This is a genomic window from Curtobacterium sp. ISL-83, from assembly GCF_018613895.1.
Classification (GTDB): domain Bacteria; phylum Actinomycetota; class Actinomycetes; order Actinomycetales; family Microbacteriaceae; genus Curtobacterium.
On sequence record NZ_JAGGPH010000014.1, the window covers coordinates 1 to 15,769 of the forward strand.

A 15,769-nucleotide genomic window follows, 5' to 3' on the forward strand; every position below is an offset into this window, starting at 1 on the left:
CCGGACGGGAGGCACGGGTCGGCTTGGCACCGCGCCTCCCGTCCGCAGGCGGGCCGCCGCGCCCGGGCGCAGGCGCCGAGCGCGCGCAACACGCCGCAGGCGCGGCGCAGAGAGCGCAGAAACCGTCGCCCGGAAGCGCCGACAGCGACGAAACGTGCGACCTCGGCGGACGGCCTCGGGCGTGTCCGCGCGCCGCCGCCGCCGACGCCCACGCCCGCCGACCCGACCCGACCCGCCCCGCCTACGCCCGGAACAACCCCCGCCGGTTCCGCCGCCCGCCCCGGAGCCGCAACCGCATCGTCACCGTCCCGAGCCACCGGTCGTACTTGTAGCCGACGCGTCCCATGCGCCCGATCTCCTCGAACCCGAGCCGCTCGTGCAACCGGATCGACGCCTCGGCCTGCCGGTCGGCGATGACCGCGACGACCTCCCGGACCCCGGCGGCCTGGCACGCGTCGAGCAACGCCTCCATGAGCGCACGCCCCAGCCCCTTCCCGCCGGACGCAGCACCGAGGTAGATCGAGTCCTCGACCACGTGGTTCGACCGGTCCCGCGGGTTCCACGGCTCGACCAGGGCGTACCCGAGGATCTGCCCGCTCGGGTTCTCGGCGACGAGGAACGGCAGCTTCCGCTTCCGGATGTCGTCGAACCGCCGTTTCCAGGCCGCGTACGTGAAGGCCGCCGGGTCGAACGTGACGGACGAGTTCCGCACGTAGTGCGTGTGGATCTCGCGGATGTGCGGCAGATCGTGCGACTCGGCCGGGCGGATCGTGTACGCGAACCCGGTCTCCGGTGGCGCGGGCGCACGCAGGTGGCGTGGCAGCACGCGCCGTCGCTGGTATTCCTCCTCGAGCACGGGTCCGAGCCTAGAGGTCGGGCCCCCGCCTCGCGCGCGACCGGCGGGCGCGCGCCCGACGGACCGTCGTCACGGCCTGGAGGCTCGACTCGCCTCCGCGGGCAGGTTCCAGTCGACGGGCTCCGCACCCTGGGCGACGAGCAGCTCGTTGACCTGCGAGAACGGACGGCTGCCGAAGAACCCGCGGGAGGCGCTCAACGGACTCGGGTGCGCGGACGCGACGACGGGGGTGTCCCCGAGGAGCGGCCGGACGGACGCGGCCTGCGCGCCCCACAGCACCGCGACGAGCGGCGTGCCCCGAGCGACGAGCGCCCGGACGGCCTGGTCGGTGACGGCTTCCCACCCCTTGCCGCGGTGGCTGCCGGCCGCGCCCGCCTCGACGGTGAGCACCCGGTTGAGCAGCAGGACGCCGCGGTCGGACCACGTCCGGAGGTCACCGTGCACCGGTGGCGTGATCCCGAGGTCCGAGGCGAGCTCCCGGTAGATGTTCGCCAGGCTGCGGGGCACGGGCCGGACCTCCGGGTCGACGGCGAACGACAGCCCGATCGGGTGGCCGGGCGTCGGGTACGGGTCCTGGCCGATCACCAGGACGCGCACGGCCTCGAACGGCTGGGTGAACGCGCGGAGGACCACGTCACCGGCGGGCAGGTAGTGGCGACCGGCGGCGACCTCGTCGCGGAGCCAGGCGCCCATCCGGTGGACCTCGGACTCGACGGGCGCGAGGGCGCTGGCCCAACCCGGGTCGACGAGGTCGGCGAGGGGCTTCGGCACGGTGGCTAGGCGCCCATCGTCGCGACGGACACGGAGTCCTCGCCGGCGACGACGCGCCAGACGCTGCCGGTTCCCCGGACCTCGAGCGGCCCGTCGCCGACGACGAGGGTCGTGTCCTCGTCGATGGCCAGGCCCGCGGCGACGAACTCCGCCTCGGCGCTGGCGATGAGCCGCGCGAGGGTCCCGGCCTGCACGGCGTGGACGTCGATCGTCAGGTCGACCAGGCCGAGTCCCTCGCGGAGCTCGACCTCGTCGAGGCCCTCGGAGGCGTCCTCCGGGCAGACCTCGACCCGGCCGATCAGCCAGCCGCCGACCAGGGCCCGGTCGGCCGCGATCATCGCGCCGGCCGAGTAGCCGAGGTACGGCAGCCCGTCGGCGACGAGCAGGCGGATCTGGTCGACCAGGGGTGCGACGGCATCGAGGTAGTGCGGCGTGACCCCGCCACCGACCACGAGGGCGTCGACGTCGCTCAGGACGGTCGTGGCGAACGGGTCGCCCGGCGTCGTCTCGGTGACCAGGACCTCGGCCGCGCGGGCACCGCCCAGGACCTCGGCGATGTCAGCCGTCGACCCGGGGCTCGCGCCGTCGGCACCGGCGACGGACAGGAGGCCGATGCGCGGGACGGCGCGACCGACAGCGGCCGCGCGGGCGGTCGCCTCGGCCAGGAACGGCGCGGCGGCGTCCGAGGCGACGAACGCTCCGCCGCCGACCAGGTGGATGCTCACGACTCGGCCGTCACCGGGGCGAGGGCGCTCCAGGGGAACGTGATCCAGCCGTCGACCCGGCGCCAGACGTGGTCCGGTTCGAGCACGGTGCCGGGCTTGGAGTACAGGCAGGCACTCCGCACGTCGGCGCCGGCGTTCTGCACGATGTCGACGACCAGGCGCAGGGTGCGACCGCTGTCCGAGACGTCGTCGACGACCAGCACCCGCTTGCCGGCGAGGCTCGGCGCGTCGAGCGCCGGCGACAGGATGACCGGTTCCTCGAGGCGCTGTTCGACGTCGGTGTAGAACGCGACGTTGATCGAGCCGCACTCCTTCGTCCCGAGCGCGTAGGCCACGGCACCGGCGATGATGAGCCCTCCGCGGGCGACGGCCACGACGACCTCGGGTTCGAAGCCGGAGGACAGCACGTCCTTCGCCAGCAGGCGAGCGGCATCGCCGAACTCGAGCCAGCCGAGCACCTCGGGTCCGCTCGTCACGGTCACGGTCGACGGAGCCTGCGACGCGGGCTCGGGTTCGCTGCTGATCGGCATCCGCCCACGGTACCGGCAGGGGCACCGCCGCCGCGACCCGTCCCGACGGCCCGGGCGCGTGGACCCACGCGTCGAGCGGCCCGAGACTCGCGCCGCTACACCCGCGGCGTGAGGGGCCCGCGCGCGAGCTTGTGCTGCGCCGACTGCGCGACCGGCCGGATCGTGATGAGGTCGAGGTTCACGTGCCCGGGCAACTCGACCGCGTGCACGATCGCCTCGGCGACGTCCTCGGCGACGAGTGGTTCCGGCACGTTGTCGTACACCGCAGCGGCCTTCTCCGCGTCACCCCGGAACCGGGTCAGCGCGAACTCGTCGGTCTTCACGAGCCCCGGCGCGATCTCGACCACCCGGATCGGCTCGCCGTTCAGCTCGAGCCGGAGCGCGCCGACCAGGGCGTGCTCGGCGGCCTTCGCGGCGTTGTAGCCCCCGCCGTTCTCGTAGGACACGAACCCGGCGGTACTCGTCACCGTGACGATGTCCGCGTTCCCGGCCACCGCCGCACGCTGACGGAGGTGCGGGAGGAGCGCCGCGATGACCCGCTTCGTGCCGATCACGTTGACCTCGAACATGGTGCGCCAGTCCTCGACGTCGGACTCCTCGACGGTCGCCGACCCCAGGGCACCACCCGCGTTGTTCACCAGTACGTCCGCACCGCCGAGCGCCGCGACCCGTGCCGCGAGCGCCTGGACGTCATCGGCGTCGGTGATGTCCGCGACGAGCGTGTCCGTGCCGGTCTCCTCGGCGAGCGCCGCGAGCCGGTCGGCTCGCCGGGCGACGGCGAGCACCTCCCAGCCGTGTTCGCGGAACCGGCGGACGGTGGCCGCGCCGATCCCGGAGCTCGCGCCGGTGACGACTGCGCGTCGGACCTCGGTGTCGGTGGATGCCATGCGTGGTGCCTTCCCGTGGTGGACAGCGTCGGTCCACCGTACCGATCGCGCCCCGGTGCTCCGCACCGTCGCCGTCCGCTGGTGCGCGGTCCGCAGGTCGGTGCGAGGGTGTTCCTCCGCACGGAGCCGCCGACCTCGCACCAGGACGGGCGGCCTGGAGGCGCGGGACCGGTCCGCCCCGTCCGTTACGTCACGAGACGCGGACCCTGGTGCCCACCGGGCCACGTGCGTAGCGTGACCGACGTCGCAGCGCCGCACCGTTCCTCCCGACCGGCACCGCTCGGTACCGAGGGCCCACCGGCCGGCGCGCGACCCGACGACACCGCACCCGACAGGAGCACTCGATGAGCACGAACGACGCAGCCGCCTGGCGGTTCGAGACCACGCAGGTCCACGCCGGAGCCGCACCCGACCCGACCACGGGTGCCCGGGCGACCCCGATCTACAAGACGACCTCGTACGTGTTCGAGAACTCGGACCACGCCCGTGACCTCTTCGCCCTCGCGAAGCCGGGCAACATCTACTCCCGCATCATGAACCCGACGAACGACGTCGTCGAGCAGCGCATCGCCGCGCTCGAGGGCGGCACCGGGGCACTCCTGGTGTCCTCCGGTCAGGCCGCCGAGACGTACGCCGTGCTGAACATCGCCGGCGCCGGGGACCACATCGTCTCGTCGTCGTCGATCTACGGCGGCACCTACAACCTGTTCAAGTACACGCTCGCGAAGCTCGGCATCGAGACCACCTTCGTGGAGGACCAGGACGACCCCGAGGAGTGGCGTCGCGCGGTCCGTCCGAACACGAAGCTGTTCTTCGCCGAGACGATCGGCAACCCGCGCATCAACGTGCTCGACATCGAGCGGGTGTCGGGCATCGCACACGAGGCCGGCGTGCCGCTCATCGTCGACAACACGATCGCCACGCCGTACCTGATCCGCCCGTTCGAGCACGGCGCGGACATCGTGGTGCACTCGGCGACGAAGTTCCTCGGCGGCCACGGCACCGTCATCGGCGGCATCATCGTCGACGGTGGGTCGTTCGTCTGGTCGGACCACGCCGAGAAGTTCCCGGAGTTCAGCACGCCGGACCCGTCGTACCACGGTGCGGTGTTCTCCGACGCGGTCGGTGACTCGCTGGCGTACATCATCAAGGCCCGCGTGCAGCTGCTCCGCGACCTCGGGGCGTCGAACTCCGCCGACACCGCGTTCGCGCTCCTGCAGGGCATCGAGACACTGAGCCTCCGCATCGAGCGGCACGTGTCGAACGCGCAGGAGATCGCCGAGTGGCTCGACCAGCACCCGGACGTCGCGTCGGTGTCCTACGCCGGGCTCCCGACCTCGCCCTGGTACGCCGCGGCGAACAAGTACGCGCCGAGGGGCGTCGGGGCGGTGCTGTCGTTCGAGCTGAAGGGTGGCGTGCCCGCGGGCAAGGCGTTCGTCGACAACCTGCAGCTGTTCTCGCACCTGGCGAACATCGGTGACGTGCGCTCCCTCGTGATCCACCCGGCGTCGACCACGCACTCGCAGCTCACGCCCGAGCAGCAGCTCACCACCGGGGTCACGCCGGGCCTGGTGCGCCTGTCGGTCGGCATCGAGAACATCGCCGACCTCAAGGCGGACCTCGAGGCCGGGCTCGCGGCGGCCCGCGCCGTCTCGCAGGAGGGCCAGCGCGCCTAGCGGCCGCGCGCCTCCCTCCCCTCCCCCGGAACCAGATTCCGGACACAGCACCGCGGAAGCCCGCGGTGCTGTGTCCGTCCCGCGGTTCCCGACGCGGCCGCGACCCGCCCGACCCGCCCGCGCCCCGCCCGACCCGCCGGACGTGACGTAACACGACTGCGGTGACCCGCGCCTCCCGGGAGAATGATCGGACCATGGACTGGCAGACGATCCCCGAGGACTCCGTGCCGTCCACCCTGGTGCCCGGTGCCGAGCTCCGCACCGTGGGCAAGCCCCCGGTGACGGGCGCCTGGCGCCCCGGGGACGACCCCGGTGCACGGCGCTTCGCCGCACTCGGCGAGCAGTGGGTCCGCGGCGGTCGCCTGCCAGCGGTCCGTGTGGCGTACGAGACGTGGGGCACGCTCAACGACGCCGCCGACAACGCGGTCCTCGTCTTCCACGCGATGACCGGGGACTCGCACGTCGCCGGCGCTCCCGGGCCGGGCCACCGCACCGCGGGCTGGTGGGGTGACGTCGTCGGGCCGGGCCTCGCGATCGACACCGACCGCTGGTTCGTCATCGCGCCGAACATGCTCGGCGGGTGCCAGGGCACGACCGGCCCCTCCTCCGTGTCGCCCGACGGCCTCGAGTGGGGCTCGCGGTTCCCGTTCGTCACCGTGCGCGACCAGGTCGCCGTGCAGGTGCAGCTCGCGGACCAGCTCGGGATCGACCGCTTCGCCGCGATCGTCGGCGGGTCGATGGGCGGTATGCACGCCCTCGAGTTCGCGATCGCGCAGCCCGAGCGGGTGGCGCGGCTCGCCGTCCTCGCGTCGACGGCGCAGACCACCGCCGACCAGATCGCCGCGAACTCACTGCAGCGCGCCGCGATCCAGATGGACCCGGGCTTCGCGGGTGGTGACTACTTCGAGGCGGACCCGGGTGAGGGGCCGCACCGCGGGCTCGCGCTGGCCCGACGGATGGCGCTCATGACCTACCGCGCCCCGGACGAGCTGAACGGCCGGTTCGACCGGTCCTGGCAGAGCGACGTGTCCCCGCTCGGCGACGACGGGCGGTTCTCGGTGGAGAGCTACCTCGACTTCCACGGCAACAAGTTCACCCGGCGGTTCGACGCGTCCTCGTACGTCGCGCTCACCCACGCGATGGACTCGCACGACGTCGGGGCGGCCCGCGGTGGAGTGGCGGCCGCGCTCGGACGGGTCACGGCGCGGACGCTCGTCGTCGGCATCTCGAGCGACCGCCTGTTCCCGGTCGAGGACCAACACCGGATCGCGGCCGGGATCCCGGACACGCTCGACGGTGACCACGCGGCCGTGATCCCGAGCGAGTTCGGGCACGACGGGTTCCTCATCGAGCACGCCGCAGTTGGCGGACATCTCGGGCGGCTGCTCTCCGGGCGGGTGTAGTAACGATCCCGCACCCATCCGAACCGGGCGGGCGCGCCGAACACCCCCCAACGGGTGTCGCGCATGGAATGATGACGGAGAGCGTCGATGACCGACACTCGCCTTTCCGGCACGACCACGTGACAACAGGACTCCGATGGAACTCATCGCACAGGAACGCGACCGCTTGCTCCGGTCGACGACCCGTGTCATCGGGATCGTCTGCGCGCTGATCTCCGTCATCGGGATCGTCAGTTCCCCCGCCGTCCCCGTGCTGCCGCTCGTCGGCGCTCTGGTGTGCATCGCGGTGATGATCGGCGGCTTCGTCGTCTTCGGCACGAACGGCGCGGTGTGGTGCACCGCCCTCGTGCTCGCCGCCGGGCTCGGCGCGCTCGCGCTCCTGTTCCTCGGCGTCGACCCCGCGTCCCGCCACGTGATCGCGAGCGCCGTCGTCCCGCTCGCCGGGGGCAGCGTGGCCGCGCCGCTCATGGCCCAACGCGGCAAGCCGTTCGGCCTGGCCCTCACGATCGTCGCCGGGCTGCTGACGCTCGTCGCGGTGACGTGGGCGTCCGGCAGTCCGGTCTCCACGTCGACGAGCGGCGTCGCGCTCAGCTGGGTGCTCATCGCCGTCGTGGCGTTCTGGATCTCGCGGAGCATCCCGCGCGTGGCCCGCCGGATCTACAGCATCGGCACCGCACACCGTGCAGAGCGGCAGGCGAGCGAGACCGAGGCCCAGCGGCGGCAGGGTGCGCGGCTGCTGCACGACACCGTGCTGGCGACCCTGACGCTCCTCGCGCACTCGGGCGTCGGCGTGTCCGAGCAGGCGATGCGTGAGCAGGCAGCCGAGGACGCCCGGCTCCTCCGTCACCTCCGCCTCGGCGCCACGCCCCAGCCGTCCCAGTCCGGCGACTACTCGCTCACCCGCGAGGAAGAGTCGCCCCTCGGGCAGACCCTCGAGTCCGTGAAGCAACGGTTCGGCCGGATGGGCCTCGAGGTCAGCTGGCACGGCACCGGGCAGGTGCTGCTGCCCTCGCACGTGCTCGACGCCTTCCTGCTCGCGCTCGGTGAATGCCTCGAGAACGTCCGCCGGCACGCGGGCGTCGGCGAGGCGCACGTCACGATCGTGCACGACAACGAGATGGTCCGGGCCATGGTCACGGACTCCGGGGTCGGCTTCCAGCTCGACGCGATCAGCGCCGAGCGACTCGGCTTCAAGGAGAGCGTCGTGAACCGCCTCCGCGAGGTCGGCGGCGACGCCAAGCTGTTCTCCGCGCCGGGATCCGGCACCACCGTCGTGTTGGAGGCACCGCGATGAGCCGCATCCCCGAGGACACCATCAGCCACGGGCTGCCGGGTGAGCCGCCACTGCCCGCTCCGCGGACCCGCCGGGAGGCCCGTGAGCGGTACCGGGGCAGCGAACGTCGACAGGCGCGCGGCCTCCCCTCCACCTCCACCGGTGCGCGATCGCTGCGGCAGGCCGCGAAGCCGGGCGCCTCGCTCGGCGCCGGCTACCTCGGCCTCGGCGCCGCGGTGCTCACCGCCATCGAGGCCGTCGCCGGCATCGCGTTCTTCATCGCGCGCTGGCACGGTTACGTCGACCCGTGGCTGCCCGCCATCGCGTGGGGGCTCTACGTCGTCGCGGCGATCGGCGTCGGGCTGAGCGTCCTCACGTACGGCGAACGGCTGACCGGCCCGGCGTTCGTGCTCATCTGCGTGGTGCTGGCGTGCGTGGTGACGCTCGACTTCGTGGGCATCTGGCCCCAGCACGACATCGTGCACACCGCGACGGCCTCGATGGCGGCGGGCTTCGCGCTGCTCCCGATCGCGACCCTCCGGCCGGCGCGAGAGGTCGCCGCCGCCATCACGGTCCTCGGGCTCGCGTTCGTCGCCATGTCGTTCGCGTCCACGCCGATCACCCGCGACTCGCTCCCCGGCATCGTGTCCCTGCTCTCGCTCGTGGTCGTCCCACCGTCGATCGCGCTCTACGTGGTGCAGCGGTTCCGGCAGCTCGTCCAGCGCGAACTCGACCGGGTCCTCGTGCAGAGCAACGTGCAGGCGCCGCAGTTCGCGGTCGGGATGCTCGCGTCGGACGAACTCGCCCGGCTGGACCTGGCGGCCGAGAAGCTCCTCGACGCGGTCGCGAACGGGACCGACCCGCTGCCGTTGTCCGACGCCTCGGCATCGGTGGCGGCGTCGCTGGCGACCGAACTCCGACTGCACCTCATCGAGGGCCGGCGCGAGACCTGGCTCTACCACGCCATCACCGAGTCGGACAACCTCGGTCGTGCGGTGAGCGTCGCCGACCCCGCGTCCCTCGCCGGGCACTTGTCGCCCGCACAGCGCGACGGGCTGCTGCAGGCGCTCTGGCAGATGGTGGGCGACGGGCGGACGACGCAACCGGGCTCCCCCGTCGTGTCCGTCACGCTTGGTCCGGTCGGCACGGACGGCCACCCGGTCACCGACGACACGATGGACGTCCCGATCATCATCGAGTCGCACGGCGTCGCCCGACGGAGCCTCGGCCCGATGGCCTGGAGTGCACTCGCCCGGGTCGGGTCGTACTCCGAGACCGTCCGGGACGGCACCCTGCACATCGTCGCGCACTGCGTCGTCGACCGGCATCCGACGATGTAGTCCGCAGCGCGAACCGGCTGGCCCGAACACGCCGGACACCCTGACCAGCCTGCCCGTGCCACGTGGCCCGTCCCCCTAGGATCAGCCACACCCCCGAGAAAGGACGCCCCCATGGCGACTCCAGAGGAACCGATCCGACTCGCGCTCGTCGACGACCACAAGATGCTCCTCGGGGCCCTCACCGAGTGGATCCGCGGTGCCGCTGACGACATCACCCTCGTCGCCGCCGTCACGACCTGGCCCGAGCTCCTGACGAGCCCGTCGTTCCCCGTGGACGTCGTGCTGCTCGACCTCGACCTGAAGGACGCGATCCCGGTCTCGCTGAAGATCTCGACGCTCAAGACGGCCGGCGTGAAGACCGTCGTCATGAGCACGTACTCCGAGCCGAACGTCGTGCGCGAGGCCCTCGCCTCCGGTGCCCTCGGGTACCTCGTGAAGAGCGAGGACGCCGAGATGATCGTCGAGGCCATCCGCTCCGCCCAGCGGGGCGAGCAGTACGTGTCCGCCGAGCTCGACCTGGCGATCAACAGCGGGGACGTCGGCGGGGTGCCGAAGCTCAGCGCACAGGAGCGCCGGGTGATGGCGCTGTACGGCGGCGGGGAGCCCGTGAAGAGCGTGGCGTACCAGCTCGGCATCTCGGAGGAGACCGCGAAGAGCTACCTCAAGCGCATCCGCGAGAAGTACCGCGTGGCCGGCTTCGACGTCGGCACGAAGGTGGCGCTGCGGAAGCGCGCGATCACCGACGGCATCATCGTGCAGGACGGCAGCCCCGTCGGCCTGTAGTGCGCCGCCCGCCCCGTGCGGGTCGTGTGCGAGCTTGTGGCCCCGTGCGAGGTTGTGTGCCCCGTGCGACCGTGTTCCGCCGCACGGGGCGCACAACCCCGCACCACACTGGAGGCGCGGCGGCGGCCGACCGCCGTCAGGCCGTCGGCACCGGCGCCGTGACCGGGCCGGTGGACGGCGACGAGGAGCGCAGCGCGGCGCGCCGGTTGCTCCGCCGCTCCACCCGGTAGCTGATCGTCGTCACGCCGACCCCGAGCAGCGCGAGCCCGATGCCGAGCCACCCCGGCGCCAGGAACCCGAACCCGGCCGCGATCACCGCACCCCCGAGGGCTGCCCCGATCGAGTTCCCGATGTTGAACGCCGAGTGGTTGAGCGCCGCCGCGATCGTCCGGGCGTCTCCGGCGACGTCCATCAGGCGCGACTGCACCGCGGGCGGGATCGCCGACGAGGTCGCCCCGAGCAGGAACGCACCGAGGAACATCCCCCACACCCACTGCGCGGTCAGCACGGTGAGGAGCAGGGCCCCGATGAGCGCGAACATCCCGATGAAGATCGTGCGCTTGACGCTGTGGTCGGCCAGGAATCCGCCGAGGACGCCACCGACGACCATGCCGATCCCGACGACGACCAGGACGAGCGGCACGAACGACTCCGGCAGGCCGGTCACGTTCTGCACGAGGGGCGAGATGTACGAGTACACGGCGAAGAACCCGCCGAACCCGACGGCGCCGAGCCCCATCACGATCCACACCTGCGGCACGCGGAAGGCCCGGAGTTCGCGGCCGATCGTGGCGTGCTCGTCACGGGCACTGCGCGGGACGAACGCGAGCACGGCGAGGAACGTCAGCGCGAACAGCGCCGCGACCACCCCGTAGGCGACGCGCCAGCTCGCCATCTGTCCCACCCACGTGATGGCCGGGACCCCGACGACGTTCGCGACGGACAGACCGAGCAGCACCATCGCGATGCCCTTGCCACGCTTGCCCGGGCCCATCAGGTCGCCCGCGACGATCGAGGCGATGCCGAAGTACGCCCCGTGCGGGAGCCCGGCGACGAACCGCGCGACGAGCACGAGCCCGAACGAGGGCAGCACCGCACTCGCGACCGTGGCCACGACGAACCCGACGAGCAGCACGAGGATCAAGCCCTTGCGAGGGAACTTCGCGGACATCGCGGCGATCGTCGGCGCGCCGACGACGACCCCGAGCGCGTACGCACTGACGAGCCATCCGGCGTGGGCGATCCCGGCGTCCGGGTGGGCCGCGTACTGCTGCGGCAGCAGTGCCTCGGCGATGTTCGGCAGCAGCCCCATCGCGACGAACTCCGTCGACCCGATGGCGAATCCGCCGAGGGCGAGCGCGAGCAGTGCGAACGTGCGGCGCGTGGGCGTGAGCTGGGTCATCTGGCCTCTTCGGACGGGAGGATCGTGGGGGCGTTCGCGAATCGGCACCGCTGGTCTCGTGCGGGCGGCCGCGACGGACCGACCGATGAGCCGGACCGCGGGACACGACGGCGGGGTGCACGGGATCGCGACACCCGCACGGACCGTGCCTGCACGCAGTCACCGCCGCCGAACGGTCGATCCCGGTTCAGCGGCGAACGGAACTGCCGGGCACGTCGGAACGGCCCGGTCCCAGCAGCATAGACCGCTCCAAACCGTCGACGGAAGACGTCGCGTCGAATCGATTCGAAGCCCGCGCTTCCGACGTCGATCGGAACGGACGCGGATGAGCGATCTATCCCCTGCTGGCAAAAGCGACGCCCAGGCGGGAGCCGTCAGGCGGCGCGACGCTCCGGCACGCTCGCGGCGACCGCGAGCTCGGGGAGCTCGTCGCGGTGGGTCCAGCCGACGCCGCACTCGGTGCAGCTCGCCCAGGCGTTCTCGCCCTGGTCGTCCGTGTCGATCACGACCGTCTGCATGTCGCAGTCGGGGCACCAGCCATCGTGCATCATCACGTGCTCCTCCGCCGTCTCGACGGCCACCCGGTGTGGCTCGATGTGCCCCATGAGACACCCGGCCACCGACATCCCCGGGAGGTGCCCGGCGTGTCGTCGCCGTGGTTCACTGGCGGCATGACGACCAGCGTGGGCACCGTCCTGGCATCGTGCGCGATGAGCACTCCCGACTGCGTGGACAACCACTCGGTGGACGCGTTGCCGACCGTCGCCGTCGTGCTCGTCATCGTCGCGGCCATCGTCGCGGTGGGCATTTGGTTGCTCCGTCGACACCCGCGCGGCTGACCGCGACCAGACGAACCGGACCTCCCGGACCTCCCCGCCGAAGCGACGAACCGGACGAACCAGGTCAGTCCCCGAGCGCCGCCTCGAGCCGCTCGAGCTTCCCGTCCAGCTCCCCCGTGTGCCCCGGACGGATGTCCGCCTTGAGCACGAGCGACACCCGCGTGCCGAACGGTGCGACGGCCTCGGTCGCCCGCTTCACGACGCCCATCACCTCGTCCCACTCGCCCTCGAGCTCGGTGAACATCGACGACGTGCGGTTCGGCAGCCCGGATTCCCGGACGACACGCACGGCCGCAGCCACGGCATCGTGCACGGAGGCGTCCGCGGACGCATCAGGACCACCGGACGGGGCGACGGAGAACGCGACGATCATGCGTCCATCCTGCCCGCCTCCGGCACGGCACGCGCACCGGAACCGTCAGCGGCCGAGGACGGACGACCGGCCGGCGCGGAACGGCCGAGACGCACGATCGCCACGACGGTCCAGACGAGCACGGCGACCTCGAGCAGGTTGCGGAGCGTCAGGACGACCAGGACCCACGGCTGCACGGTGAGCACCTGGTCGTAGTACCCCGGGTAGATCACCTGCGTGAGCAGCGCCATCGGCAACACGGCGACGGCGACCGGCAGGAACCGCGTCGCACTGGCCCGTCCGGCGACGAGCCCCCACACGACGGGCACCGCGATCCACCCGATGTACTGCGGCGACCCGACCTTGTTGGTGGCGATGAGCGCCGCGACGAGCAGCATCGCGAGGAGCGGCGCCGCCTCGGCACGGCGCGCCCCGCGGTGCACGGCCCAGAGCGCGAGCAGCACCCCGCCGACGACGACCACGGCCATGAGCGGCGTCGAGAGCACGGCTGCCGTGTGCGTGCCGGCCCCGGAGACCTCGAACGTCAGGATCTCGCGGTTGTAGTAGACGGCGGCGCCGGGGACACCGAGCGCGGCGGCCCACATGAACGGCGTCGCGAGGGGTGACTCGATCTGCAGTGCACGACCGCTCTGCTGCCCGACGAACGACAACAGGTGCGCGGCTCCCCCGTACAGGACGCCGACCAGGACGATGAGCGCGGAGAGCACCAGCGCCCCCGCCAGAACGGCGCGACGGTGCCCCCGCCGCAGCAGCAGCAACACGCCGACCAGGGCGGCCGGCCAGACCTTCGTCCAGGCCCCGGCGGTGAACAACGCCGACGCGATGGCCGGACGCGATGCGACGAAAGCCACCCCGATCAGCGCGAGGACGGTGGAGACCGTGTCGATGCGCGCGAGCCCGATGGGGCCGAGGGCGAGCAGGAAGGCCAACCACCACCAGACCACGGGGACGCCGCGCACCCGGAACCGCCACAGGAACGCGCACGCGACGGCGTCGAGCAGGGTCATCAGGACGAGCCAGCCGGGCCCGATCGACGCGACGCCGCCCAGCGCCGCGGCCGCCATCGGCACGATCGCGAGGATCGGGTACACCCAGTCCGAGTCGATGCCGACCCAGTACCCCGCCTGGTGTCCCGTCTCGATCCAGCGCCGGTACGTGATCGTGACGTCGCCGAGCGGGATGTTCGGGGAGACGGCCGTCAGCCAGAGCAGGACTGCGTGGACGGCGACGAACGCCACCACGAAGGCGACGACCGGGAGCCAGCGTCTCGTCTGCACCGCACGAGCGTACCGGCCGACGCACGCGGACAGCGCGTGACCAGACGACGGACGGGAGGCGCGGGGCGGGCCGGTCCATCGCCTCCCGTCCGCCCTCCGGGTCGTCTGCACGTCCTAGCCCTGCGCGTCCCCGTCCACCACGAGGTCCCGGACCACCCCGGGCAGCTGCTCGACGACGGCCGTCATCGGGAAGGGGCCCCCGCCGGACGCCCGTCGCGCGGCGACCCCGTGCACGACGGCGGCTGCGGCCGCCAGGTGGGCGAGGTCGGACGGCGTCAACGGCGTGCCGGATGCCTCCGCGGCGGCCGCCCGCGTCGCGACCAGAGCGCCGAGCACCCCACCCAGTACGTCCCCGGCCCCGGCGGTCGCGAGCCACGGCGTCGCCGAGGACGCGACGAGCCGGACGCTGCCGTCGGGTGTGGCGACGTGGGTGCGCTCCCCCTTGAGCAGCACGACGCTGCCCGTCTCCGCCGCCGCCCGGAGTGCCGCCGCCGCCGGGTCCTCCTCGATGGACCCGCGTGGCACGTCGAGCAGCGCGGCGAGCTCCCCCGCGTGCGGCGTGAGCACCGCGAGCGGCCCGAGGTGCACGAGGGGCAGGGCACCGGCGTCGACGACCACGGGCACACCGTCGTCGGACGCGTGCGCGAAGGCGTCGGCCGTGGTGGGGTCGAGTTCCCCGAGCGACGACGCCGAGATGCCCGATCCGACCACCCACGCTTGCACCCGTCCTCCGCCTGCGACCACCTCGGGGCGTCGGATCAGCACGTGGTCGGTCGCCCGCGACGGTCCGACGTACCGGACCATGCCGACCCCGGTGTGCACGGCGGCGTCGACCCCGAGCACCGCCGCCCCCGGGTACTGGTCGGAGCCGGTGGCGATGCCGAGTACGCCGCGTCGGTACTTCGTGGAGTCACCGGTCGGTGCGGTGGTCCAGCGGGCGGCGTCGGTCGGGGCGAAGGGGACGAAGTCGTTCACGGGCGCCACGTTACGGTGGACCGCATGAGCCTGTTCCTGCCCGGTCGCGTGGTGGTCTTCGACTACGGCGAGGTGATCAGCCGGACGCCGCACGCCGCGCGGACGGCACTCGTCGAGGCGACCGGCCTCACGGCGGAGCAGCTGTTCCCCGTCTACCAGGAGCTCCGGCACGACCTGGACCGTGGCGACCTGTCCGTCCTCGACTACTGGCGTGCCATCGCTGCCAGGACGGGCCGGTCGTGGAGCGTCACCGACATCCACCGGTTCTGGGCCCTCGACTTCACCGGGTGGTTCGAGGTCGACCCGGACACCCTCGCGATCGTCGAGGAGCTGCACGACGCGGGCACCCGGCTCGCGCTGCTCTCGAACGCGGGCTTCGACTTCGGCGACCCGTACCGCCGGTCCCCGATGGGGTCGCTGTTCGAGGCCGTCGTCGTCTCCGCCGAGGAGCACGTCCTGAAGCCGGCGTCGTCCATCTACCGCGACACCTGCGTCCGTCTGGGAATCGAACCCGCGCAGATGGTGTTCGTCGACAACAGGGCCGAGAACGCCGCCGGCGCGGAAGCGATCGGGGCGGTCGGCCACCACCACACGTCGCCGGAGTCGCTCCGCTCGTTCCTCACGGAACTGGCCGCGCTGCCGGCGCCCGTTCACTGAGG

Annotated in this window: 17 protein-coding genes; 7 read left to right on the plus strand and 10 right to left on the minus strand. The window is 72.6% G+C overall.

Annotated features, from left to right (window positions below; genetic code table 11):
- Positions 1-241: 241 nt before the first annotated feature.
- From J7E22_RS14180 to J7E22_RS14200, 5 genes are all read right to left on the minus strand, one after another.
- On the minus strand, positions 242-856 hold the full coding sequence (locus J7E22_RS14180) for a GNAT family N-acetyltransferase (RefSeq protein ID WP_214982483.1): 615 nt from the start codon (positions 854-856) through the stop codon (positions 242-244).
- A 69-nt stretch (positions 857-925) separates the two neighbouring features.
- Entirely contained in the window at positions 926-1,627 is a 702-nt protein-coding gene (locus tag J7E22_RS14185) for a uracil-DNA glycosylase (RefSeq protein WP_214982484.1), read from the minus strand.
- A gap of 5 nt (positions 1,628-1,632) precedes the next feature.
- Positions 1,633-2,352, minus strand: a complete 720-nt coding sequence (locus tag J7E22_RS14190) for a Type 1 glutamine amidotransferase-like domain-containing protein (RefSeq protein WP_214982485.1) — start codon at positions 2,350-2,352, stop codon at positions 1,633-1,635.
- A complete protein-coding gene (locus tag J7E22_RS14195; RefSeq protein WP_251009188.1) occupies positions 2,349-2,882 on the minus strand; it encodes a phosphoribosyltransferase in 534 nt (177 codons plus the stop codon). The genes J7E22_RS14190 and J7E22_RS14195 overlap by 4 nt, the downstream gene beginning before the upstream one ends.
- A 95-nt stretch (positions 2,883-2,977) precedes the next feature.
- Complete coding sequence (locus tag J7E22_RS14200; RefSeq protein ID WP_214982486.1) at positions 2,978-3,769, minus strand: SDR family oxidoreductase; 792 nt, start codon at positions 3,767-3,769, stop codon at positions 2,978-2,980.
- Between the two features lie 344 nt (positions 3,770-4,113).
- On the opposite strand from J7E22_RS14200, the gene J7E22_RS14205 reads away from it, so the two are divergent.
- The 5 genes from J7E22_RS14205 to J7E22_RS14225 all read left to right on the plus strand — a co-directional run bounded on the left by J7E22_RS14205 (position 4,114) and on the right by J7E22_RS14225 (position 10,244).
- Entirely contained in the window at positions 4,114-5,445 is a 1,332-nt protein-coding gene (locus tag J7E22_RS14205; RefSeq protein ID WP_214982487.1) for a bifunctional o-acetylhomoserine/o-acetylserine sulfhydrylase, read from the plus strand.
- A 194-nt stretch (positions 5,446-5,639) separates the two neighbouring features.
- Entirely contained in the window at positions 5,640-6,848 is a 1,209-nt protein-coding gene (locus J7E22_RS14210) for a homoserine O-acetyltransferase (protein ID WP_214982488.1), read from the plus strand.
- A gap of 136 nt (positions 6,849-6,984) precedes the next feature.
- Positions 6,985-8,142: a sensor histidine kinase gene (locus J7E22_RS14215; protein ID WP_214982489.1), complete on the plus strand. Its 1,158-nt coding sequence runs from the start codon at positions 6,985-6,987 to the stop codon at positions 8,140-8,142.
- Positions 8,139-9,461, plus strand: coding sequence for a hypothetical protein (locus J7E22_RS14220; protein WP_214982490.1), 1,323 nt, complete (start codon positions 8,139-8,141; stop codon positions 9,459-9,461). Before J7E22_RS14215 ends, J7E22_RS14220 begins: the two co-directional genes overlap by 4 nt.
- A gap of 111 nt (positions 9,462-9,572) precedes the next feature.
- A complete protein-coding gene (locus tag J7E22_RS14225) occupies positions 9,573-10,244 on the plus strand; it encodes a response regulator transcription factor (RefSeq protein WP_214982491.1) in 672 nt (223 codons plus the stop codon).
- A 136-nt stretch (positions 10,245-10,380) separates the two neighbouring features.
- On the opposite strand, the gene J7E22_RS14230 is transcribed toward J7E22_RS14225, so the two are convergent.
- Together J7E22_RS14230 and J7E22_RS14235 are read right to left on the minus strand one after the other, a co-directional pair.
- Positions 10,381-11,646: an MFS transporter gene (locus J7E22_RS14230; protein ID WP_214982492.1), complete on the minus strand. Its 1,266-nt coding sequence runs from the start codon at positions 11,644-11,646 to the stop codon at positions 10,381-10,383.
- 374 nt (positions 11,647-12,020) lie between these two features.
- On the minus strand, positions 12,021-12,197 hold the full coding sequence (locus J7E22_RS14235) for a hypothetical protein (protein ID WP_214982493.1): 177 nt from the start codon (positions 12,195-12,197) through the stop codon (positions 12,021-12,023).
- A gap of 120 nt (positions 12,198-12,317) precedes the next feature.
- Here J7E22_RS14235 and J7E22_RS14240 point away from each other — a divergent pair, with 120 nt between their 5' ends.
- Positions 12,318-12,485: a hypothetical protein gene (locus J7E22_RS14240; protein ID WP_214982494.1), complete on the plus strand. Its 168-nt coding sequence runs from the start codon at positions 12,318-12,320 to the stop codon at positions 12,483-12,485.
- Between the two features lie 64 nt (positions 12,486-12,549).
- Here J7E22_RS14240 and J7E22_RS14245 read toward each other — a convergent pair whose 3' ends face one another.
- From J7E22_RS14245 to J7E22_RS14255, 3 genes are all read right to left on the minus strand, one after another.
- Positions 12,550-12,858 (minus strand): thiamine-binding protein, encoded by a 309-nt coding sequence (locus J7E22_RS14245; RefSeq protein ID WP_214982495.1) that lies wholly within the window; start codon positions 12,856-12,858, stop codon positions 12,550-12,552.
- Complete coding sequence (locus J7E22_RS14250) at positions 12,855-14,135, minus strand: glycosyltransferase 87 family protein (RefSeq protein WP_214982496.1); 1,281 nt, start codon at positions 14,133-14,135, stop codon at positions 12,855-12,857. Before J7E22_RS14250 ends, J7E22_RS14245 begins: the two co-directional genes overlap by 4 nt.
- Positions 14,136-14,249: 114 nt before the next feature.
- Positions 14,250-15,110: an ADP/ATP-dependent (S)-NAD(P)H-hydrate dehydratase gene (locus J7E22_RS14255; RefSeq protein ID WP_214982497.1), complete on the minus strand. Its 861-nt coding sequence runs from the start codon at positions 15,108-15,110 to the stop codon at positions 14,250-14,252.
- A gap of 24 nt (positions 15,111-15,134) precedes the next feature.
- Here J7E22_RS14255 and J7E22_RS14260 point away from each other — a divergent pair, with 24 nt between their 5' ends.
- Positions 15,135-15,767 (plus strand): HAD family phosphatase, encoded by a 633-nt coding sequence (locus J7E22_RS14260; protein ID WP_214982498.1) that lies wholly within the window; start codon positions 15,135-15,137, stop codon positions 15,765-15,767.
- The last annotated feature ends 2 nt before the right edge of the window (positions 15,768-15,769 follow it).